Raw genomic sequence first — 21,505 nt, forward strand, 5'->3', positions numbered from 1 at the left:
GTCCCCGTCGCTGCGCTCCGGGGCCGTTCGGCGCCCGCGCGTCGCCCGGTCGGGCCGCGCCCTCCGGGCGCGCTCGGGGCGCTGCGCGCCCTCGCCCCGTGGTGGGCGCGCTCGGGGCGCTGCGCGCCCTCGCTTCGTGGGGGTGCTGCTGGGGCGCTTCGCGCCCGTCGGGTCGGCCCTGTGGTGTATCCGCGCCACTGCCGGGGTGATATGCCCCTTACCACCAAAACGGTCACGCCTGCCCGGAAACGTACCCGCTGTCACCGTCACGCGTGAACAAGTTCGGGTAAGTACCGCAAAGCGCTGAAACAAGGCGGTCGTCCGCGTTACCTTCGTCACGTGTTCGCTGCAGAGCGTCGTCAGCTGATTCTGGAAATGGTCCGAGCCAACGGGGCCGTCTCCCTCAGAGAGCTGGCCCGCGTAGTCCAGACGTCAGAAGTGACCGTCCGCCGCGATGTCCGCGCGCTTGAAGCAGAGGGGTTGCTCGACCGTCGCCACGGCGGCGCGGTGCTTCCCGGAGGTCTCGCCCGGGAGCCCAGCTACTCACAGAAGACCCACCTGTGCGCCGCCGAGAAGGCCGCCATCGCCGACCGCGCGGTGTCGCTGGTCGACGAGGGCGACGCCATCGTGGTGGGTGCCGGGACGACCACGCAGGAGCTGGCCAGACGGCTCGCCCGGATCCCGGGCCTGACTGTCGTCACCAACTCGCTGCTCGTCGCCCAGGTTCTCGCGCACGCCAACCGCGTCGAGGTGGTGATGACCGGCGGCACACTGCGCGGATCGTCCTACGAACTTGTGGGCAGCGGTGCCGAGCAGGCCCTGTCCGGGCTGCGGGTGCGCCGGGCGTTCCTGTCGGGCAACGGCCTGAGCCCCGGGCGCGGGCTGTCCACGTCGAACATGCTCTCCGCGAGCGTCGACCGGGCGCTGGTCCAGGCCGCGCACGAGGTCGTCGTCCTGGTGGACCACACCAAGATGGGGGTGGACACCATGTTCCAGACCGTCGCCCCCGAGCGGGTCACCCACCTGGTGGTCGACGAGGAGGCCCCGCCGGAGGTCCTGGAGGAGTTCTCCGCGATCGGCACCCAGGTGCACGTCGCGCAGATCCCCCAGCGGGCCGTCCCGGGCGCGCGGACGGAATTCAACGGCGAACCGCTGCCGGGCTCGATTCCCGGTGCGCGGGAGTCACGCATCAACCAGGAACAGTAAGCCGGGCGCGGTAAGCAGGTGTAGTACACCGGCACACAACGCGGGAGCCGGGTGAACGAATCCGTTCACCCGGCTCCCGCGATTTTGTGTCTACTGGCGCTGCTGCCGCGTCAGTCCTTGATCTCGCAGATGACCGCGCCTGAGGTGACGCTGGAGCCGACCTCGGCGGTCAGGCCCTTGACGATGCCCGCCCGGTGGGCGTTCAGCGGCTGCTCCATCTTCATCGCCTCAAGCACCACGATCAGCTCGCCTTCGGCGACCTCCTGGCCCTCCTCGACGGCGACCTTGACGATCGTGCCCTGCATCGGCGAGGTCAACGAGTCACCCGAGGCGGCGGCCCCGGCTTTCTTCGAACCACCGCGCTTGGGCGCCTTCTTCGCCCCGGCCGCCGGAGCCGCCGACGTGCCGAGCGACGCCGGGAGCACGACCTCGAAGCGGCGGCCGTTGACCTCGACGGTCACGGCCTCACGCTCGGTCGGCTCGTCCGCGTCCCCGCCTACCGGCTTGAACGGCGCGATGGTGTTGTCGAACTCGGTTTCGATCCATCGGGTGTGGACGGTGAACGCCGCGTCCGAACCGTGGATCTCCGGCGCGAACGCCGGGTCCACGACAACCCGGCTGTCGAAGGTCAGCGCGGTGGCCATGCCCTCGACCTTGAACTCCGCGATCGCGCGCTTGGCCCGCTCCAGAGCCTGCTTGCGGGTCGCGCCGGTGACGATCAGCTTGGCCAGGAGCGAGTCCCAGGCCGGGCCGATGACCGAGCCGGCCTCGACGCCCGAGTCGACCCGTACGCCCGGACCCGACGGGGTCTGCCACGTCGTCACGGTGCCCGGTGCCGGCAGGAAGCCGCGACCCGGGTCTTCGCCGTTGATGCGGAACTCGAACGAGTGCCCCCGGACTTCGGGGTCGCCGTACCCGAGCTCTTCACCGTCGGCGATGCGGAACATCTCACGCACCAGGTCGATGCCGGTGACCTCTTCGGTCACCGGGTGTTCGACCTGCAGGCGCGTGTTGACCTCCAGGAAGGAGATCGTGCCGTCCTGGCCGACGAGGAACTCGACCGTGCCGGCGCCGAAGTAGCCGGCTTCCTTCAGGATCGCCTTCGACGCGGCGTACAGCTCCGCGTTCTGCGCCGCACTGAGGAAGGGCGCGGGGGCCTCCTCCACAAGCTTCTGGTGCCGGCGCTGCAGCGAGCAGTCCCGGGTGGACACGACCACGACGTTGCCGTGCTGGTCGGCCAGACACTGCGTCTCGACGTGCCGGGGCTTGTCCAGGTAGCGCTCCACGAAGCACTCACCACGGCCGAAGGCCGCGACGGCCTCCCGCACGGCTGAGTCGTACAGCTCCGGGATCTCTTCGAGGTTGCGGGCGACCTTCAAGCCGCGACCACCGCCGCCGAACGCCGCCTTGATGGCGACCGGCAGGCCGTGGGCCTTCGCGAACTCCACGACCTCGGCCGAACCGGTGACCGGGTCGGGCGTGCCGGCGACCAGCGGCGCACCGGCGCGCTGGGCGATGTGCCGGGCCGCGACCTTGTCACCCAGGTCGCGGATGGCCTGCGGCGGCGGGCCGATCCAGGTCAGCCCCGCGTCGATGACGGCCTGGGCGAACTCGGCGTTCTCCGACAGGAAGCCGTAACCGGGGTGGACCGCGTCCGCCCCGGAGTCTGCGGCGGCCTTCAAAACCTTGGCGACGTCGAGGTACGACGCGGCGGGCGTGTCGCCGCCGAGTGCGTAGGCCTCGTCGGCCACCCGGACATGCAGAGCGTCCCGGTCCGGGTCTGCGTAGACGGCGACGGATTCGATTCCGGCGTCCTTGCAAGCACGGGCTACTCGGACAGCGATCTCTCCGCGGTTGGCGATGAGTACCTTGCGCACGATTGCTCCTCCTCCTAAAGCTGCGAAGAGTCTAGGGAGCGCGACACGCGTCACAGATGCCGCCCTGCAAGACAGTGACGACTGCCACGTGCCCGGGAAGGGGCGAATGCGCTGATCCCGGGCGCTCCGGGCTTGTGTCGGCGACGTCGCCGACGGTTTCAAGGTAGCCCGTCCGGGCGAGGGTCCCAATTCGTAAGGTTCCCTAACCGTTACCGGAAGATCCCCGTGTGCCCCGTCGAGTACCGCCCCGGCTGCGGATAGACGCACAGTCCGTGCGGTGCTTTGCCGACCGGGATGCGCTTGATCAGGTGCCCGTCGGCGGTGTCGATCGCGTACACCTCGCTGTTGTAGCGCCCGGACAGCCACAGAACCTTGCCGTCCGCGGACACCCCGCCCATGTCCGGGCTCCCGCCGTCCGGCAGGTGCCACTTGGCGGTCAACTTGCCGCCCAGCGGCTGCTTCCCGTCGAAGGTGAACAACGAAACCGAGCCCTCACCGCGGTTGGAGATGTACATCTGCTTCGAATCACGTGAGACGTACAGCCCGTGGGCGCCCTTGCCGGTCGGCATGAGCACCGGCTTGGAGAAGGTGTCGCCGTTCAGCACCCACACGCCGTCCGTGGCCATGTCGGCGACGTACCAGGTCTTCCCGTCCGGCGAGATCTTGACGTCCTGCGGCATCGAGTGGTGCGCGTCCAGCTTCTGCTTGCCGATGATCTCGCGCTTGACGGTGTCGACCTTCAGCAGCTCGCCGCTGAACTCGCAGGACACGATGAAGTACGAGCCGTCCGGTGCGAAGTCCGCGTGGTTGACGCCGTAACAGTCCACCGGGACGGTCTTCTGGACCGCCATCGTGTGCGGGTCACGGAACACGAGTTCGCGGTCCATCGAGGCCATCACGACGGCTGAATTCCCGTCCGGCGTGAAGTAGAGGTTGTACGGGTCGTGTACCTCGACGGGCTTGCCCGCCTTGCCGGTCGCCGGGTCGATCGGGGTGAGCGTGTGCCCCCGGTTGTTGTTCACCCACAGGGTCTTGAGGTCCCACGACGGCACGACGTGCTGCGGCTGCCGGTCCACCTTGATGGTGTCGACGATCGTGTACGTCACCGGATCGATCACGCTGACCGTGTCCGACTCGCTGTTGGGGACGTAGACGTACGACGGGAAGCCCTTCACCACGTCGGACAGCTGGCCCGGCCGGTCCGCCGAATAGAGGTCCGCCGGATCCAGGACCGGCGGCATCCCGGGGATCGTCCGGATCTGCTGCGTCGGAGCGGGGGCGGGGGCCTGCGACGACGCTTCAGCGGAGCTCCCGCGCGCGGTCGGCGACGTCGGGTCGGACGAGCAGCCGCCGGTCACCGCCGCTGCCGTCAGCATGCCGACACTTGCCAGGAGGGCCGCGCGAAGCGGTCGTTGGGTACGGGACACGGGGGCAGGCTAGAAGCCGAACCCGATGCTGGCACACAAAGTTCACCCGTACAGACCAATTTTAGCCGGTCGATCACGGGAACGGGTCAGCGTCACCCAGGTCGCGCGACAGTCCCATCAGCGTCACCCCGGTCGCGCGACAGTCACAGTCGCTCCGGTCGCGCGACAGTCACAACTGGGCCACCGTGCCGCCCGCGTCAGACGCCCCGGGGTCCCCGTCGGCCCAGCGCCCCTATGCTGCGAAGGAGCCGGGCCGGGGGTCCGGCAGGGGAGGCGGCGCACCATGGCTCAAGAGTTTCCACCAGGTCAGCGGACACGACGGTTCGGCGGTGGAGGAGGGCTTTTCCGCGGAATCTACGAGGTCGGAGCGGGCGTCGCCGAACGTCGCGCACGGCGGCCCGAGCCGACCGGCGCGAAGTCCTTCGAATGGCTTCCGGCCGTCATCCTTGTGGTCATCTCGACGGCCACGGCGCTCGTGCTCCTGCGGGCCCAGATCCCGGCGCCCGACCTGGTGTCCCCGACGGGCGCCGGTGGCATCTACGGCGCCCCCGCACCGGCGGCCACTGGCAACGACTGGGGTTTCTGGGACCTCGTCCAGGTGCTGCTGCCCTGGTCGATCCCGCTGGTCATCGGCGGCGCCGGACTGACCGACTCCCGGTTCGTCGACCGGCGTGGGGCGGTGGCCGGAGTGCTGCTGATCGGCCTGGCCGGCTGCGCCTCGACTTCCCTGCTGGACCTGCTCGGCAACGGTGGCGACGAGCCCCCGCGCTGGTTCGCGCTCATCTACCTGTTGCGTTTCGCCTTCGCCACCCAGGTCCTGGTCGGCGTGGTCCTGTGGATTCACCTGTGCCCGCCACGGCACCGTACGGCCTTGAACGCGGCCCTGGCCGCCACCGTCGCCGCCGCACTGCCCCTGTTGTTCACGGTGGGCGGCAAGAAGATCCTGGATCCGCTGTGGCACCAGGAGACGTCCTGGCTGTCCTTCCTGCCACTCCTCGCTTTTGTGCTCGTCCTGGCACTGCTGCCCACCGGCCTCGCCCTCGTCGGGCCCAACCAGGGCTGGGACCGCAACCACAGCGTCTTCCGCGCGGTCTTCGGGCTCGGCCTGGTGGGTTTGACCGTGTCAGTCATCCAACTGGTGAAAGGCGACGACGCCCCGACTTGGCTGAGCCTGTGGCCCGTCTTCGCGCTCGCAGCCTGCTTCATCGCCGCAGTGTGGAACGGAAGGGAGGGCGGCATCCCGTCGGTGTCCGGGGGGATGCTGGCCATGGCGGTCGGCCTGGCCGCGCTCCCGGCCGCACTGTTCGCCTGGGACCGTACGGGCGGCAACCCGGGCCTAGGCCTTGAGGGTTCGTCAAACGCCGCGCCCTGGCTGCTCGGGATGGCCGCGGCCGGGATCGCCGGGGCACTCCTGTCCCGCTTCCTCGGCGTGTGGGCGCTGGGCATCGCCGCTGTCGCCCTCGTGCTGGCGGAGGTGATCGGCGCGGACACCGGGCAGACCCACCAACTCCTCATCCGCTGCGCGGCGGCCGGGGCGCTGGGTGTGCTGATCGGCACACTGCGACCCGAACCGGCCATCGCGGCCCTGGGGCTGGACGCGGCCTGCGGTCCGGTGTGGCCGCAACTGCAGGCGGCCCAGAAGGATTACGGCTGGATCAGTCACCTGACCGACAAGCCCGGCGGGGTGCCGATCGCACTCCTGGTGCTGGCCGGGATCGCCTTGGCGCTCGCGCTGCTCGGGGTGGTGTTCCGGCCTCGGCCGAACCCGTTCGCGCGCCCGGTGCCCGGCCGGCGGTGACCTCGGTTTCTCCGTGGAAGCTCAAGCCCAGAGGTCGGTGATCCGTACGTCCAGCTGCGCGAGCAGCCGGCGGAAGAGCGGCAGCGACAGTCCGATGACGTTGCCCGGGTCGCCGTCGATGCCGTCGATGAACGGGGACGCGTACCCGTCCAGGGTGAACGCCCCCGCTACATAAAGGGGTTCGCCGGTGGCGATGTACGCGGCGAGTTCAGCGTCGTCCGGGGTGCCGAACCGTACGGTCGTTGCAGCTGTTTCGGCGACCTGACGGCCCGTCGCGGTGTCGATCACACAGTGCCCGGTGAGCAGCACGCCCTCCCGGCCCCGCATGTCCCGCCAGCGCTCCAGGGCCTCCCCGGGGGAGGCGGGCTTGCCGAGCGCCTGACCGTCGAGTTCGAGTACGGAGTCGCAGCCGACGACGAGTTCACCGCCGGTGAGCTGCGAAGCCACGGCTTCGGCCTTGGCTACGGCGAGCACCAGGGCCAGCTCACGGGGGGTCGCGGCGGTCAGGGCGTCCTCGTCCACACCGGAGACGATCACCTGCGGGTCGAGTCCGGCGTTCTTGAGGAGCCCGAGCCGGGCGGGGGACTGGGAGGCGAGGATCAGGGTGCGTGCGGGCATGGGGGCGATTATCCCGGACCGGCGGTGCCGCGCTGCGCCGCGCTGCGTCGCGTCGGTCCTGTGCAGAAGTCCCCCGCTGAAAGATCAGCGGGGGACTTCTGCACAGGACCGACGCGACGGGCTGTGGAGGGTTCAGTCGATGTACAGCAGCCGCACGACACGGACCACCCGTTGCGTACGGGCGATGTGGTAGACGATGAACCCGTCGGCCCCGGTCGGCGTGCTGAAAGCGGCGGCCCGTTCACCTTCGGGGCCCTTGGGGTGCAGCTTGCGGCCGGCGTAGAAGGGTTCCCACTGCAAGAGCGCGATGACGCCGTCGACAGCGGTTCTGATCTGCTCAGGAGCTTCTTCCATAGCCGTGGACACGGCTTTGGTGTACCGGACCACATACATCAGCGACGGCCTCCACGGGCCGGGGCCGGAACGAACTCGTCCTCGGGGATCAGACCCTTGCGCAGGTCCTCCAGGAGCGACAGCGTCGCCGGGTCGGCGTGCACCGCGGCCCGCATCCGCCAGGTGGCCAGCACGTCGGGCAGGACGCTCACGTCGGCTTCGGAGAGGTCCTGCTCGAAGTCCACGACGAGTTCCTGGGAGAGGACTTCGCGCAGCCCCCCGATGGTGCGCGGCACGTGCACGGTCGGGATGCCCGATGCCGCATTGTCTGCTGAATGTATAGATGCGCCCATTGTTGCGCCCCTTGTCCCGAGATGTCAGGAATCTAACCTGCACACAAAGTGTACGTCCGGGAACGCGTTGTTAACCGGGTGAGGCAAGGTCAAAATACGCCGAAGGCAAGCACGATGAGACCGATGACGATGAGCAGCGGCAGTATGAGAACGGCGCGCCGCTGGAAGTCAGCGGCGCGCCGGAACTCTTCTGGGGTCTTGTCGAAGGAAAGCATGCCCGACATCCTGGGCCGTCGCCACGTCAAGGATCGTGAGTACGAGTACTCAGTTAGCAGGTCAGCGCGCCCGCGCGCTCGCCTGCCAGGCACCCGGGCCCGGGTGCGACTGCCGACGGTGCAGCGTCGTCGGCGCGTTCCACCGGGACGGCACGGGTGCCTCCTCAACGGCCCCGGTCGCAGCGGCCTTCGCGGCTACGACCGTGACCAGCGCGGCCAGTTCCTCCGGAGTGGGCGCACCCCGTACAACTTTGATCATGACTAACTCCTAAGAGGCGACCAAGCGAAACCCCCACAAGGCGACCGAGCGAAACCCCCCACGAGGCGACCGAGCGAAAGCGAGGGAGCGCGTCCGCAGGACGCAGCTTTTCCGGGCGACGCCCGGGCGCCGAGCCTCTCCGGAGCGTCAGCGACGGAGAGGTGAGGAAAACGCCCGGGCTTGGAGCCCGGTATCAGTACAGCCCGGGCTTGGAGCCCGGAATCAGTTACAGCGGGATGTTCCCGTGCTTCTTGGGCGGAAGCGTCTCGCGCTTGCCCTTCAGCACCCGCAGGGCCTTCACGATGTGCGCGCGGGTCTCCGACGGCAGGACCACCGCGTCCACGTAACCGCGTTCGGCGGCGATGTACGGGTTGAGCAGGTGGTCTTCGTATTCCTTGATCAACTCGGCGCGGCGGGCGTCCGGGTCTTCGGCTGCCGCGAGTTCCTTGCGGTACACGATGTTGGCCGCACCCTGTGCGCCCATCACCGCGATCTGCGCGGTCGGCCACGCGAGGTTGACGTCCGCGCCCAGGTGCTTGGAGCCCATGACGTCGTACGCGCCGCCGTACGCCTTGCGTGTGATCACGGTGATCAGCGGCACGGTGGCCTCGGCGTACGCGTAGATCAGCTTCGCGCCGCGGCGGATGATGCCGGTCCACTCCTGGTCGGTGCCGGGCAGGAAGCCGGGCACGTCCACGAAGGTGAGGACGGGGATGTTGAAGGCGTCGCACGTGCGGACGAACCGGGCCGCCTTCTCCGACGCGTCGATGTCCAGGCAACCGGCGAACTGCATCGGCTGGTTGGCCACGACGCCGACGCTCGAACCCTCGACCCGGCCGAAGCCGACGATGATGTTCGGCGCGAACAACGGCTGCACTTCGAGGAACTCGTCGTCGTCGAGGATGTGCTCGATGACCTTGTGCATGTCGTACGGCTGGTTCGCCGAGTCCGGGATCAGCGTGTCGAGTTCGAGGTCGTGCTCGTTGACCTCAAGCTCAGCGGCCTCGTTGAACGACGGCGCCGGCTCCATGTTGTTGCTCGGCAGGTACGACAGCAGACCCTGGACGTACTCCAGTGCGTCCTTCTCGTCGCCGCCCATGTAGTGCGCGTTGCCGGACTTGGTGTTGTGCGTGCGCGCACCGCCCAGGTCCTCCATCGTGACGTCCTCACCGGTGACCGTCTTGATGACGTCGGGGCCGGTGATGAACATCTGCGAGGTCTGGTCGACCATCACGATGAAGTCGGTCAGCGCGGGGGAGTAGACGTGTCCGCCGGCTGCCGCGCCCATGATCAGCGAGATCTGCGGGATGACACCCGAGGCGTGCACGTTGCGGCGGAAGATCTCGCCGTACAGACCGAGGGAGACCACGCCCTCCTGGATGCGTGCGCCGCCGCCCTCGTTGATGCCGATGATCGGCACGCCGGTTTTGATCGCCAGGTCGAGGACCTTGACGATCTTCTCGCCGTAGACCTCGCCGAGTGCGCCGCCGAAGATCGTGACGTCCTGCGAGAACACGCACACCTGGCGTCCGTCGACGGTGCCGTAGCCGGTCACCACACCGTCGCCGTACGGGCGGTTCTTCTCCAGACCGAAGTTCGTGGAGCGGTGGCGGGCGAACTCGTCCAGCTCGACGAAGGAACCTTCGTCGAGGAGGTACTCGATCCGCTCGCGGGCGGTCATCTTGCCCTTGGCGTGCTGCTTTTCCACAGCGCGCGCCGAACCTGCGTGAACCGCCTCGTCGACCCGGCGGCGCAGGTCGGCGATTTTGCCTGCGGTGGTGTGGATATCGGGATCGCCCTGCGGTGCCTGACCCATCGTGCGCTCTCCTGTCACGTCCTACGGAAGCTCCCGTAGCGTAGCCGCGCCGCCACGTCCCTCTGTCGGAGGACCGGGAAAAGGTGGCACTGATCACGTGCCGGACGGTTGGGGATACGCCCGTAGGACACGCTGCCACCAGTTCGCCGAGTCGGCGCGACAGCCCCCTACGCTGGCGGCTATGACCGGTTCGCCTTTCACCGACCTTGACCGCCCGCCGCTGAACGGGGCCGCTTTGAACCGGGTGCTCGCGCGCCCCGGCGGGCTGTGGCGTGAGGTCGTGGTCGTTCCGCAGACCGGGTCGACGAACGCCGACCTGGCCAAACGCGCGGGTGAGGTCGAGGGCCTCGTCCTGATCGCCGAGGAGCAGACGGCCGGGCGCGGGCGGCTCGACCGCCGGTGGACCGCCCCGCCGCGCTCAGGGTTGGCGATGTCGGTGCTGCTCAAACCGCAGGGGGTGCCGGTCGCCCACTGGGGTTGGCTGCCACTCCTGGTGGGTGTCGCGGCGGCACGGGGGACCACTGCGGTCTCCGCTGTGGACGTACGGCTGAAGTGGCCCAACGACCTGCTGGTCCAGGACCGGAAACTCGCGGGGATCCTCGCCGAGCGCGCCGGGGACGGCGTGGTGGTCGGCCTTGGGCTCAACGTGACACTCAAGGACGCCGAGCTGCCGGTGCCGACCGCGATTTCGCTGGCGCTGGCCGGATCGCAGTCAACCGACCGGGACACGCTCATCCGGGCCGTCCTGCGTGAGCTTGAGACCTGGTACGGCCGCTGGCGGGAGACGTCGGGTGACGCGGTCGCCTGTGGACTGCACGCGGAGTACGTGCGGCTCTGTGCGACGCTCGGCCGCCGGGTCAGGGTCGAGCTGCCGGGCGGGAAGGCGCTGCTCGGCCGGGCGGCGGGCATCGACGCGGAGGGCAGACTGACCGTGGCGGGGCCGGACGGTCCGGTGCAGGTCGGAGCGGGCGATGTCATCCACGTCAGGCCGGGCGACAGCGGTTGACGGCGGATGACCGTGGTTGACGGTGATTGACGGCGGTTGACGGCGTGGAGGTGTCGCAGCTCGGCCACGCGTTCGAGGTAATCCGTACGCCGGTAAAGACTGTCGGGTCGGCACTTCCGTTTGTCGGGCAGCTTGCCGGGCGGTTTGGCTGGCGGTTTGCCGGGCGGTTTGCCGGGTGCGCTGCCGGCCGGAGCGCCCCGGTGGAAGCGACAAAAGATCATTCACCATCGGGCTGGACGACGGAACCGGGGGCGGGTGATGATCGGTGTGACCTGTGCCACGTACTGTGGCCTCTTAGTCAGATCTTCCCACGAGCACCCGTCGTCGGACCCGCGCTGCCGCGGGACCGCAGGAGGGTGCACCTTGTCCCACGGTGGAGCGCATGCCCGAGGAGCGGACCCCCGCCACATCCGCACAGACCGGCCCGGTACCGATCGGTGGAGGCGGGAGCATCCCCGGGATGCCCGCCGGACCGGACGGAGTCAGCAGGATGGACGGGACGGACCGGCTCGTCGACTCCGCCGGGGTGCCGCTGATCCCGGACATCGACGAGATCGACGAGGCGGACCTCGTGGCGGCGCGCAACCCGCTGCGCACCGCGCCCCTGCCCGATCTCACCAACATCGAGGCGGTCCGCAGCATCGTCGCCGAGATGGAGCAGACGGTCCTGGGCTCGGACCGCCGCTACACCTCGGGTGAGGCGGCCGTACTCGTCGGCATCCCGCTGCCCGAGGCGCGCAAGATGTGGCGGGCCCTGGGGTTCGCCGACTTCGGGCACGCGCGGGCGTTCACCGACGCCGATGTCGCGGCGCTGTCCCGGCTCGTCGAACTGGTGAAGGACGGCAGGCTGCCGGAGTCGGTGGCCGGTCAGTTCGTCCGGTCCCTCGGTCAGACGATGGCGAGGTTCGCCGAGTGGCAGACCGAGGCCTGGATCGAGTACGTCGGCGGGGAACTCGCCTCCTCCCGCTCCGAGCAGGTCATACGGGGTGCCGGTGGCGTGATGCTGGAGTTGGAGGAACTCGTCACCTACGCGTGGCGGCGGCACCTCGCGGCGGCCACCACCAGGGCGATGCAGACGCTCGCGGACCACCACACGGTCGGGCAGAAGCTCTCGGTCGGGTTCGCCGACCTGGTCGGTTACACCAGGCTGTCGCGCAATATGACCGAGGCCGAGCTGGCCCACCTCGTGCAGACGTTCGAGGACACCGCGTTCAACGTCATCACCGACATGGGCGGCCGGCTCGTCAAGACCCTGGGCGACGAAGTGCTGTTCGTGGCGTTCACCCCCGAGGCCGCGGTGGAGACCGGACTGCGGCTGATCGAGGAGATCGGCAAGGTCCCCGTGCTGCCGAAGCTGCGGGTGGGAATCGCGTACGGACAGGTGCTGTCCCGGATGGGCGACGTGTTCGGCACGACGGTCAACCTGGCCAGCCGGCTGACGGCGCTGGGCCCCAAGGACACGATGGTGATCGACAAGGCGCTGGCCGACGAACTGCGGGACGACAACCGGTACGTCCTGCAGGCGATGTGGCAGCGCCCGGTGCGCGGCCTCGGGCTGGTCGAGCCGTGGACGTTGCGGCGCAGGGACGAGCCGGGGGCGCGCTGAGCGATCGGTCCGGCGGGGTGGTCGGTGCGGCGGCCCGGCGGTGCGGTTGGTCCGGTGCGGCGGTCGGTTCCGGCGTCACGGCCGTTCCGGCGCGGTGGTCGGGTCGGCGCGGTGGTCGGCCCGGCGGTGCGCTGACGGGGTTGTCCGGGCGTTCAGGCGTGTCGGGCTTGGCCGGAAAGGCCTGGGCGTACGGGTTACCCGTACGTCATGACTGTCTGGTTGGTCCTTTTTGAGGGCGGCAGGCATTGCGATCCGGACACGGGGAGTCGCGACACCCATACTTACGGGTATGGTTCGTCAGCATGGCGGGGGCGCCTGTGCGGCGTGCGGGCGTGGAGTTCAGACCTGAGGGCCGGTGTGCGCAGATGTGGTCGGAATGCGTGGGGGAAGTCACGGACGAAGAGCGATCCCTGTCTGCTTTTGCGCGACGATCGGCATATTCTGAGCCTCACCGGGTGTCGGATCTTCGTATGAACGCCACCGGCCGGAGTCGTATACACGTCGCCGACCCCGGCCGTCCCCGGGCGGTGGAAGCGAGGTGAGGACGGTCGCAGCGCACTGTGCCCCAGGATCCGGCCAGTCGGCCGTCGGGCAGACCCCGTCCGACCGCACGACGCCCGATGTGACGACCCCGGACCTCACGACGCTCCCGCAGCTCGCCGGGCAGCCGGGCGGTCACGACGCGGCCCGCCGGCTCCAGGCGGTGATCTCCCTGGCCAAAGCCCTGGCGACCGCCCACCACTACATGGACGTCGTCCGCATCTCCGCCGGGCAGGTCCGTACGGCCCTGGACGCCTCGCTGGTGTCGATCTCCGTGTGGGAGCGCGACAGCGGACAATTGCGCGTCCTGGTCAACGACGGCGAACTGGCCGAGGGCGAAGAGCCGCTGCCGGCCGCTGAGACGTACGCGGTGAGTGACTTCCCGCAGATCGTCAGCGCCAGGGATCAGATCACCGGCGCGGCGGATCAGCGCCTTGGCGTCAGGGGCCGGTCCACTGGGGCTGGGGCTGGGGCCGGGGCCGGGGCCGGGGCCGGGGCTGGAACTGAGGTTGCGGCTGGGACCGGGGCTGAAGGAGGCGGGATCGGGGCCGACGTCGCGATCGGGTTCTCCGCAGCCGACGACTGCACCGACGACTGCGCCGTCACCTGGGGTTGCAACGACGACGAAGACGACGAACGTGCCGCCGCGCTGCGCCGCCGGGGCCGCTCCTCCTGCCTGATCGCGCCGATCATGGTCGAGGGCAAAGTGTGGGGCGAGCTGTACCTCGCCCGTCGCCCCGGACAGGACCGTTTCGACGCACTGGACGCCGAGTTCGCCGCCGTGCTCGCCGGGCAGATCTCCGCCGGGCTCGCTCAGGCCGAACACTTCGCGCAGATCGAGAAACTCGCCTTCACCGACGCCCTGACCGGCCTGGCCAACCGCCGCGCGGTGGACAGCCGCCTGGACGCCGCGATCGAACGGCACGTCCGCGACGGCCTGGTGGTCAGCCTGATCGTCTGTGACGTCAACGGCCTCAAGCGGCTCAACGACGAACGCGGGCACGACGTCGGCGACCGGCTCCTGGAGCGCTTCGCCGACCAACTGTCCGCGTGCAGCGCCCTGTTGCCCGGATCGATCGCCGCCAGGCTCGGCGGCGACGAGTTCTGCATCCTGGCCGAGTCCTTCACGGCCGACGAGGTCGTCGCCGTGGCCGAGGAACTGTGCGGGCGCGCACTGCGGATGCCCGACGGCGAGGGCGTGGCCTGCGGCGTCGCCTCCACGGGCGACCCGGTGGGCCAAGTGACCAGTGCGGACCGGCTGTTCCGGCTCGCCGACGCGGCGCAGTACCGGGCCAAGGGGACCCGGGCCACCCGCCCCGTGGTGGCGGGCCGGGGCCAGAGCCCCGACCTCACGGTGTCGCTGGCCGGAGCGGCGGCCCTGGCTGATAACGGCGACGACGAGGCAGGCCTGCCGCAGCGGGACCGCCGCCGCTTCCGCGGCGCACTGCACAACGCCGAACCGGGTCGGCTGCTCGCCGCCGTACTCGGCGTGCTCGACGAGCAGGAGCCGCGCAGTGTGCACCGGGACGACACCCTGGGCCGCCTCGAAGCCCTCGCCGACACCTTCGCGCGGATGCTCGACGGGGCGGCCTGGTGGATCAGCTACGTCCCGCCCGGCGGCCGGGTGATGCGTACGGTCCGCTACTCCGTGCACCGGATGTCCGGGCCGGAGAAGCGGGTGCAGGCGTGGGAGATCGCTGTCGGGTCCGAGTACGCGCTGGCTTCCTACCCGTCCACCGCCCAGGCGGTGCGCGGCGGTGGTTTTGTCGCGGAGATCGGAGCGCCCGGCGTTGATCCGGCGGAGGAGTCGCTGCTCCTTGGCAACGGCTATCGCGCGGTGGTTGCAGCGGGCGGCGAAAACGCGGCCGGGGGCTGGCTGGTGGAGATTTTCGCCGATGACCTGAGTTTGCAGTTCACCACGTTGGCGCCGGTGTTGCGGGCGCTGGTCGCGGTGGCGCTGACGGGTGGGGCTTCGCTGCCTGACTGATCGTCAGCAGCGTTTTGGCGGGCGGCCGTCGGGGGTTCTGACGGGCGGTGGGGATTCTGGCATTCGGCGGGATTTTGGCATTCGGTGGTTTTTGGTGGTTGGTGGGTTTTTGGTGGTTGGCGGGGCTCCCGTTCGAGCGTACGGAACGCTGACGGTCAGAGCAGCGAGCGGTGGTTCTTAGTCACATCTGCTTGTATGACGAACTCAGTCCCCCGTATGATCACCTTCGGTGATCAGTGCATGACGGGGAGGTGTTTTGTGGGGTCTGACGTGGCCGTATCCGACGTGTCCGGATTGTCCGCCGCGGTGGCGCGGCTGGTCGGCGGTGCGGGTTCCCCGGGCGAAGTCCTGGACGTGCTGCGGGTTTCGACGGTGTGGTGTGTGCGTCCTGAGCATCCGGGTTTTGCGGCGCTGGGGGTGCCGGGGGACGGCATGGTTCCGGTGTTCTCTTCGCTGGAGCAGGTGGGGTTGTTCGCGGGGGAGTGTGACTGGTTCTGTCTGACCGGGGCGGATCTGTTGGGTCTGTTGCCGGTGGGTTACGACTTGGTGGTGGATGCGGCGGGGGTGCGGCCGGTGCGTTTGCGTGCGGGGTTGTGGCGGGGTGACGTGGTTTCAGGTCCGGGTCCGGGGTCGGTTTCGGGTCCGGGTCCGGGTTCTGTTTCGGGGGCGAACGGTGGCTGACAGCGGTGGGGGCGGGGGCTTCCAGGTCGATGTGGAGGCGGTGCGTGGCACGATCGCGCCGCTGGGGCAGGCGTTGGGCACCGCCCAGGAGATCTGGCAGCACCACGAGCGGATGGCGTCGATCGTGGCCGGCTGGCCGCATCCGTCGTTGAGTGTGGTCGCTGAGGAGTTCCTGCGCCGGTGGGGCCATGCGATGGGGCAGGTGGTGACCGGGGGACAGGACGTCGAGCGGGCTCTGGTCGACACCGTCCTGCTGTACGAGTGCAACGAGGCGGTGGCCGCCGGCCGGATGAGGCTGGTGCCCGGGAAGACGCCGGGCTCGGTGGCCTATGAGCCGGTTCTGCCGTTCGCGCCGGTGCCCGGTGCCCCGGTGCCGAAGGGCGGAACTCCCGGCGGCGTGCCGGGGAACGCGCCGCTGGATCTGACCGTTCCGGCCGCGCCGGGCCCCGGTGGGCCTGGGTCCACCAGCCCGGTCGCGCCACACCAGCCGTAGGGGATCTCCGAGCATGGGCAGGAACGACAACAAGATCCCCGAGGGCGCCACCGCCCGGGAGCTGCTCCCCGGTGACTGGGAGAGGCTGGAGACTCTGGCCGCGCAACTGTCGGGGTACTGCGGGGCGGTCGCGGACTCGTCCGGGCGGCTGCGGTCACTGGACAGGCCCGACGCGTGGCAGGGCAAGGCGGCCGAGGGGTTCCGGGGGCAGCTGGCCGAACTGCCCAAGATCCTGGACAAGGCGGTGCCGGCGTTCACCAGTGCCGCCGGGGCGTTGCGGGCGTATGCGACGTGTGTGCGGGAGGCACAGGGGGAGATCGCCTTCCAGGTGATCCCGGCGGCGGAGACCGCGCGCCGGGTGTCGCGGGAGCACCAGGTGCAGGTGCAGGACTTCAAGGCTGCCCAGGATCGCGACGAGGACAAGGCGATGTGCCTGGCCGCGCCGCCAAAGAACGATCCGGGCAAGGCGTTGATGAAGGACGCCGAGGACCATCTGGGGCGGGTCAAGGACCGGGAACTGCACGGGCTGCAGGACTGCCAGAAGGTGCTCAAGGCGCAGACGAAGGCGGCTCCGGAGGGCCGTACGCCGTTGAAGTCGCTCACGGTGGGCGCGGTGGAGTCCACGGTGGACATGCTGGAGATGTCCGCGAAGTTCAGCACGGTGCGGTTGTTGGCGGACCCGAAGGGCTACTGGACGGATCTGGCGGCGTTGGCCGGCGGGTTGAAGGACGGGGCCACGCATCCGGTGGAGTTCCTCAAGGCTGCGTCGGACTGGGAGACGTGGAAGTCGGATCCCTGGCGCGCGGCCGGGCACCTGGTCCCGGACCTGGTGCTGACGGTGGCCAGCGGGGGCGTCGGAGCGGCGGCGAAGGCGGAACGGGCCGCGGCGAAGGCAGCGGAGGTTGCGGCGAAGGAAGCCGAGAAGGCGGCGGCGAAGAAGGCCGACGACCTGGGCAGGATCAACAAGGACTGCAAGGGCGTGGACTGCACGACGGCGGGCGGTGACCCGGTGGATGTGGTCACCGGGGAGATGTTCCTGCCGCAGACCGATGTCCGGCTGGCGGGGGTGCTGCCGTTGTTGTTCGAGCGGGAGCACCGGGCGTCGTTCCGGTCGGGGCGGTGGTTCGGCCGGTCGTGGGCGTCGACGCTGGATCAGCATCTGGAACTGGGTGCGGACGCGGTGGTGTTCACCACGGTGGAGGGGTTGCGGCTGCGCTATCCGGTGCCCGGATCGGGTGCGGAAGCGGCGGTGCTGCCAGTGGCGGGTGCGCGGTGGCCGTTGTCGTGGGACGGCACCGCGGGTGGGGTGTTCACCGTGGCCGACCCCCTGTCGGGGCGGTCGTGGTCCTTCCGTCCGCTGCCGGGGGCGCGCCCCACGGGGGTGGCGGGCCGATTGGTGGTGCCGTTGGAGGCGGTGGCGGACCGCAACGGCAACCGGATGGAGATCGTCTACGACGATGCCGGGGTTCCGGTGGAGATCGTGCATTCGGGGGGCTATCGGATCGGTGTCGACACCGATGCGGTGTTGGGCCGGGTGACCGGGTTGCGGCTGGTGGGTGCGGACCGGCCCGCGCCGTCGCTGGTCAAGGGTGCTGATGTGGCTGCGGCTGCGTCCGGTGACGTGGTTCTGGTGCGGTACGGATATTCCGACGCCGGGGACCTGGCCGAAGTCGTCAACTCTTCCGGTGAGCCGTTGAAGTTCACCTACGACGAGCGGCACCGGATCACTTCGTGGGCCGACCGTAACGGCACGTGGTACTCCTACGAGTACGACGGTGCCGGGCGGTGTGTGCGCGGTACCGGCAGTGACGGGGCGCTGGACGCGCGGTTCGCGTACGACGAGGTGAACCGGACCACGCGGGTGACCGATTCGCTGGGGCACGTGCGGAAGTTCGTCTACAACGGGATGTTCCAGGTGGTGGCGGAGACCGACCCGCTGGGCAACACCACGGTGCGGGAGTGGGACCGGTTCAACCGGCTGCTGGCGGTCACCGATCCGCTGGGGCGTACGACGTCGTACGCGTACGACGGGCCGGGCAATGTGCTGGGTGTGGTGCGGCCGGACGGTGCGGTGGCGGTGGCGGAGTACGACGGTGTGCTGTGTGTGCCGACGGCGGTCACCGGTCTGGACGGGGCGCGGCACCGCTTCGGGCATGACGGGCGCGGGAACCTCGTCTCCCAGGTGGACCCGGCGGGCGGGGAGACGCGGTACGCGTACGACGGGCGGGGTCAGCTGACGGGTGTCACCGACGCGTTGGGGCATGTCACCGCGGTGGTGTGTGACGCGGCGGGGCTGCCGGTGCGGGTGACTGATCCGCTGGGGGCGGTCACCCGTATCGCCCGGGATTCCTTCGGGCGGGTCGCCGCCGTCACCGGTCCGCTGGGCCACACTTCCCGCTCCGGGTGGACGACCGAGGGGAAACCCGCCTGGCGGGAACTCCCGGACGGCGCGCGGGAGGAGTGGGTGTGGGACGGGGAGGGCAACCTGGTCGAGCACCGCGACGCCCTGGGGCAGACCACCGTCTACGAGGCGACGCACTTCGACCTGCCGTCGGCGCAGACCGGCCCGGACGGCGTCCGGTACGCGTTCGCCTACGACACGGAGTTGCGGCTGACCCAGGTCACCAACCCGCAGGGACTGACGTGGGAGTACGACTACGATCCGGCGGGCCGGCTGGTCGGTGAGACGGACTTCAACGGCCGGGAGCTGACCTACCGGCACGACGTAGCAGGCCAGTTGGTGCAACGGTCCAACGGCGCGGGCGAGGTGGTGGACTACCTCCGCGACCCGGCCGGGCAGATCACCGCGCAGACGCATGCGGCCACGGGCCGGACCACCGTGTTCCGGCATGACGCGGCCGGGCGGCTGCTGCGGACCGTCAATCCGGATGTGGAGCTGGAGTTCACCCGGGACGTGCTGGGCCGGATCACCGCGGAGACGTCCAACGGCGGGACTTTGTCCAGTGTGTACGACCTGCTGGGCCGCCGGACGGAGCGCCGGACGCCGGCCGGGCAGGTGAGCACCTGGACCTGGGACGCGGCGGGCCGCCCGACCGCGCTGGACTCGGGCGGCCACGTCCTGTCCTTCGGCTACGACGGGGCGGGGCGGGAGGTCTCCCGGCGGATCGGTCCGACGGTGGAGCTCGCGCAGGAGTGGGACGCGGCCGACCGGCTGACGGTGCAGGCGTTGCGGGTGGGTGCTCCGGTGAGCAGGTTCCTGGCGGCGATGGAGCCGTCGAGTGCGCCGCGGGAGGCGGTCCGCCGGGACTACACGTATCGGGCCGACGGGTATCTGACGGCGGTCGACGATGCGGCTACCGGTCTCAAGCGCTTCGACCTGGATGCGGGCGGGCGGGTCACGGCGGTGCACGCGCGGGGCTGGTCGGAGCGGTACGCCTACGACAGTCTCGGCAACATCACGTCCGCCGAGCATCCGGGCACAGACGACGGCTCGCAGGGCGAGCGGGCGTTCTCCGGCACGCTGATCCGCACCGCAGGGCGGACCCGCTATGGGCACGACGAGCAGGGAAGGGTGGTGCGCCGCACCCGGAAGTTGCTGTCGGGCGGGGTGAAGGCGTGGGCCTACCGCTGGGACGCCGACGACCGGATGACGGGGGTCACGACCCCGGACGGTACGGAATGGCGGTATGTGTACGACCCGCTGGGGCGGCGTACCGCAAAACAGCGCCTGGGTGCCGATGGCGTGACGGTGGCCGAGGAGGTCTGCTTCGCCTGGGACGGCACGCGGTTGGCCGAACAGGCTGTCGCCACCGGCGGTGGTCGGGGGGAGACTGTGGCGTGGGACTACGCGCCGGGTTCGCACCGGCCGTTGTCCCAGACGCACCGTCCTGGCGCGGTTGATCCTTCACAACCCCATATCGATGCGGGAACGCCGCAGGACGAGGTCGACGCGCGGTTCTTCGCGATCGTCACCGACCTGGTGGGGACCCCCACCGAACTCGTCGACGGCGAGGGGACGGTGGGGTGGCATCGCAGGGCAGGCCTGTGGGGAACGCCCGTAGGGTCGACTGCTGGCGACGGTCTGGATTGCCTGTTGGGCTTTCCCGGCCAGTACCGGGATGATGAGACTGGCTGGCACTACAACCTGTTCCGCTACTACACGCCGGAGACCGGCGCGTATGCCGGACCCGACCCGCTGGGTCTGGCGCCGGCACCCAATCACCACGGGTATGTCGACAACCCCATGAGCTGGTGTGATCCGCTCGGACTTGCGCCTTTGTGTGCCGGAACCGTTTGGGATGACATACGAGGAACTCAAGGAAATTATCCTGGAACGGAAATCCCGAGATCATTCGAGATGAACGCCGGAGGAATTCCTGTATGGGTGCACCCGAACGCAACGGATCATCTGGCTGAATATGCAAATGCACTGACTCGTCGTGGTCAAGGTTTGGATCAGGTTCGAATTGGAACTCAAGCGCAACTTGCCAGCCTCCGCTCTGCCGTGACGGAGGCAACTCGGAACGGCGTCCCTCTGGGGGAAACTGTTAACATTGGCGGCTGGGAATTGAAATTTAACCAACGGGTAACCGACCCCCTTCCTGCGCTCATACATGCGCTTTATCAAGGACAGCGAGCATGATTAAAGTTATCGGAGAATGCGTCTCTGATGATGCGGAAATCACCACGGATCCTTGGGTTCCGCTTAAAGTCGCCTGGAGATCTATTTGCGCAAGCCAGCCCCTGTATCTCAGAATCTCCGGAACCGAAGGGGGGGAAATTGAAATTAAGGTGGATCCGGATTCGGGCGAACTTCTTCAAGTTATCGTGATTGAATTTCCTGCCCAAGAAGGAATCTTTCGCAGTTTTTGTGTGAAGGAAATCCTAAAAGGCCGTAGGGTGATACTCGATCGATCTATTTGGCCAATAAAGAAGACTCCTGATTACGAAGAATATTCGAATCGGGTGATTTTCCGTACCGCACCTATCGAAGCGCTGAGAGAATCTCAAACTATCAATCTGAGAATCTCGCCAGCCGATGAGGTGCGGTATGTCGATTGCGGTCCGGTTCGCGTAGGAGTATCTGAATCGGGAGAGCTTATCGGTTTGATTGTAAAAATGAATGGAGTTGCCTGGTGAAGGTGTCTATTCACGGGATGAGGTCGGGTTCGTGTCCAGGGCGACTCTGTTGCGCAATTCCCGTGTTCATGCAGCGAGTTGGGCGTGGAGTCGTACGAGTCTGCTGGTTCGGGCAGGGTGAAGCGTGGGGTCACGCCAGTGTGCGTCGAGGCGGATGACGTTGACGGCGGTCGCGGAGAAGGCGTGCTGG

17 protein-coding genes are annotated in these 21,505 nt (G+C 68.9%); 9 read left to right on the forward strand and 8 right to left on the reverse strand.

The window, feature by feature from the left end; genetic code table 11:
- Positions 1-339 precede the first annotated feature (339 nt).
- Positions 340-1,206, forward strand: a complete 867-nt coding sequence (locus tag AC0Z36_RS27405) for a DeoR/GlpR family DNA-binding transcription regulator (RefSeq protein WP_485465752.1) — start codon at positions 340-342, stop codon at positions 1,204-1,206.
- 110 nt (positions 1,207-1,316) lie between these two features.
- Here the strand turns inward: AC0Z36_RS27405 and AC0Z36_RS27410 are convergent, their stop codons facing one another.
- Both AC0Z36_RS27410 and AC0Z36_RS27415 read right to left on the reverse strand, forming a co-directional pair.
- On the reverse strand, positions 1,317-3,083 hold the full coding sequence (locus AC0Z36_RS27410; RefSeq protein WP_485465753.1) for an acetyl/propionyl/methylcrotonyl-CoA carboxylase subunit alpha: 1,767 nt from the start codon (positions 3,081-3,083) through the stop codon (positions 1,317-1,319).
- Between the two features lie 209 nt (positions 3,084-3,292).
- The gene (locus AC0Z36_RS27415) at positions 3,293-4,459 is read right to left on the reverse strand and encodes a YncE family protein (protein ID WP_485465768.1); all 1,167 of its coding nucleotides are present in this window, start codon (positions 4,457-4,459) and stop codon (positions 3,293-3,295) included.
- A 334-nt stretch (positions 4,460-4,793) separates the two neighbouring features.
- On the opposite strand from AC0Z36_RS27415, the gene AC0Z36_RS27420 reads away from it, so the two are divergent.
- Positions 4,794-6,308, forward strand: coding sequence for a hypothetical protein (locus AC0Z36_RS27420; RefSeq protein ID WP_485465754.1), 1,515 nt, complete (start codon positions 4,794-4,796; stop codon positions 6,306-6,308).
- A 21-nt stretch (positions 6,309-6,329) separates the two neighbouring features.
- Here the strand turns inward: AC0Z36_RS27420 and AC0Z36_RS27425 are convergent, their stop codons facing one another.
- From AC0Z36_RS27425 to AC0Z36_RS27450, 6 genes are all read right to left on the reverse strand, one after another.
- Entirely contained in the window at positions 6,330-6,926 is a 597-nt protein-coding gene (locus AC0Z36_RS27425) for a nucleoside triphosphate pyrophosphatase (RefSeq protein WP_485465755.1), read from the reverse strand.
- A gap of 132 nt (positions 6,927-7,058) precedes the next feature.
- Positions 7,059-7,319, reverse strand: a complete 261-nt coding sequence (locus tag AC0Z36_RS27430) for a hypothetical protein (protein WP_485465756.1) — start codon at positions 7,317-7,319, stop codon at positions 7,059-7,061.
- Positions 7,319-7,612, reverse strand: a complete 294-nt coding sequence (locus AC0Z36_RS27435; protein ID WP_485465757.1) for a hypothetical protein — start codon at positions 7,610-7,612, stop codon at positions 7,319-7,321. Before AC0Z36_RS27435 ends, AC0Z36_RS27430 begins: the two co-directional genes overlap by 1 nt.
- 89 nt (positions 7,613-7,701) lie before the next feature.
- Complete coding sequence (locus tag AC0Z36_RS27440; protein ID WP_485465758.1) at positions 7,702-7,827, reverse strand: hypothetical protein; 126 nt, start codon at positions 7,825-7,827, stop codon at positions 7,702-7,704.
- A 61-nt stretch (positions 7,828-7,888) separates the two neighbouring features.
- Positions 7,889-8,086, reverse strand: a complete 198-nt coding sequence (locus AC0Z36_RS27445; protein WP_485465759.1) for an acyl-CoA carboxylase epsilon subunit — start codon at positions 8,084-8,086, stop codon at positions 7,889-7,891.
- Positions 8,087-8,312: 226 nt separating this feature from the next.
- Positions 8,313-9,902, reverse strand: a complete 1,590-nt coding sequence (locus AC0Z36_RS27450) for an acyl-CoA carboxylase subunit beta (RefSeq protein WP_485465760.1) — start codon at positions 9,900-9,902, stop codon at positions 8,313-8,315.
- Positions 9,903-10,083: 181 nt separating this feature from the next.
- Between AC0Z36_RS27450 and AC0Z36_RS27455 the strand changes: the two genes are divergently transcribed.
- The 7 genes from AC0Z36_RS27455 to AC0Z36_RS27485 all read left to right on the forward strand — a co-directional run bounded on the left by AC0Z36_RS27455 (position 10,084) and on the right by AC0Z36_RS27485 (position 21,315).
- Positions 10,084-10,908, forward strand: a complete 825-nt coding sequence (locus tag AC0Z36_RS27455) for a biotin--[acetyl-CoA-carboxylase] ligase (protein ID WP_485465761.1) — start codon at positions 10,084-10,086, stop codon at positions 10,906-10,908.
- Between the two features lie 382 nt (positions 10,909-11,290).
- The gene (locus AC0Z36_RS27460) at positions 11,291-12,514 is read left to right on the forward strand and encodes an adenylate/guanylate cyclase domain-containing protein (protein ID WP_485465762.1); all 1,224 of its coding nucleotides are present in this window, start codon (positions 11,291-11,293) and stop codon (positions 12,512-12,514) included.
- 538 nt (positions 12,515-13,052) lie between these two features.
- Positions 13,053-15,041, forward strand: a complete 1,989-nt coding sequence (locus AC0Z36_RS27465) for a GGDEF domain-containing protein (protein ID WP_485465763.1) — start codon at positions 13,053-13,055, stop codon at positions 15,039-15,041.
- Positions 15,042-15,311: 270 nt separating this feature from the next.
- A complete protein-coding gene (locus AC0Z36_RS27470; RefSeq protein ID WP_485465764.1) occupies positions 15,312-15,722 on the forward strand; it encodes an SseB family protein in 411 nt (136 codons plus the stop codon).
- A complete protein-coding gene (locus AC0Z36_RS27475; RefSeq protein WP_485465765.1) occupies positions 15,715-16,215 on the forward strand; it encodes a hypothetical protein in 501 nt (166 codons plus the stop codon). The genes AC0Z36_RS27470 and AC0Z36_RS27475 overlap by 8 nt, the downstream gene beginning before the upstream one ends.
- 13 nt (positions 16,216-16,228) lie before the next feature.
- The gene (locus AC0Z36_RS27480; protein ID WP_485465766.1) at positions 16,229-20,818 is read left to right on the forward strand and encodes a DUF6531 domain-containing protein; all 4,590 of its coding nucleotides are present in this window, start codon (positions 16,229-16,231) and stop codon (positions 20,816-20,818) included.
- Positions 20,815-21,315, forward strand: coding sequence for a hypothetical protein (locus AC0Z36_RS27485; RefSeq protein WP_485465767.1), 501 nt, complete (start codon positions 20,815-20,817; stop codon positions 21,313-21,315). Before AC0Z36_RS27480 ends, AC0Z36_RS27485 begins: the two co-directional genes overlap by 4 nt.
- The last annotated feature ends 190 nt before the right edge of the window (positions 21,316-21,505 follow it).

Source organism: Kitasatospora sp. UYEF31, from assembly GCF_057291755.1.

Coding starts and splice junctions, on each gene's coding strand:
- AC0Z36_RS27415 (WP_485465768.1), bottom strand. CDS start 4,459: ATGCTGACGGCAGCGGCGGTGACCGGCGGCTGCTCGTCCGACCCGACG.
- AC0Z36_RS27420 (WP_485465754.1), top strand. CDS start 4,794: ATGGCTCAAGAGTTTCCACCAGGTCAGCGGACACGACGGTTCGGCGGT.
- AC0Z36_RS27425 (WP_485465755.1), bottom strand. CDS start 6,926: ATGCCCGCACGCACCCTGATCCTCGCCTCCCAGTCCCCCGCCCGGCTC.
- AC0Z36_RS27430 (WP_485465756.1), bottom strand. CDS start 7,319: ATGTATGTGGTCCGGTACACCAAAGCCGTGTCCACGGCTATGGAAGAA.
- AC0Z36_RS27435 (WP_485465757.1), bottom strand. CDS start 7,612: ATGGGCGCATCTATACATTCAGCAGACAATGCGGCATCGGGCATCCCG.
- AC0Z36_RS27440 (WP_485465758.1), bottom strand. CDS start 7,827: ATGCTTTCCTTCGACAAGACCCCAGAAGAGTTCCGGCGCGCCGCTGAC.
- AC0Z36_RS27445 (WP_485465759.1), bottom strand. CDS start 8,086: ATGATCAAAGTTGTACGGGGTGCGCCCACTCCGGAGGAACTGGCCGCG.
- AC0Z36_RS27450 (WP_485465760.1), bottom strand. CDS start 9,902: ATGGGTCAGGCACCGCAGGGCGATCCCGATATCCACACCACCGCAGGC.
- AC0Z36_RS27455 (WP_485465761.1), top strand. CDS start 10,084: ATGACCGGTTCGCCTTTCACCGACCTTGACCGCCCGCCGCTGAACGGG.
- AC0Z36_RS27460 (WP_485465762.1), top strand. CDS start 11,291: ATGCCCGAGGAGCGGACCCCCGCCACATCCGCACAGACCGGCCCGGTA.
- AC0Z36_RS27480 (WP_485465766.1), top strand. CDS start 16,229: ATGGGCAGGAACGACAACAAGATCCCCGAGGGCGCCACCGCCCGGGAG.
- AC0Z36_RS27485 (WP_485465767.1), top strand. CDS start 20,815: ATGATTAAAGTTATCGGAGAATGCGTCTCTGATGATGCGGAAATCACC.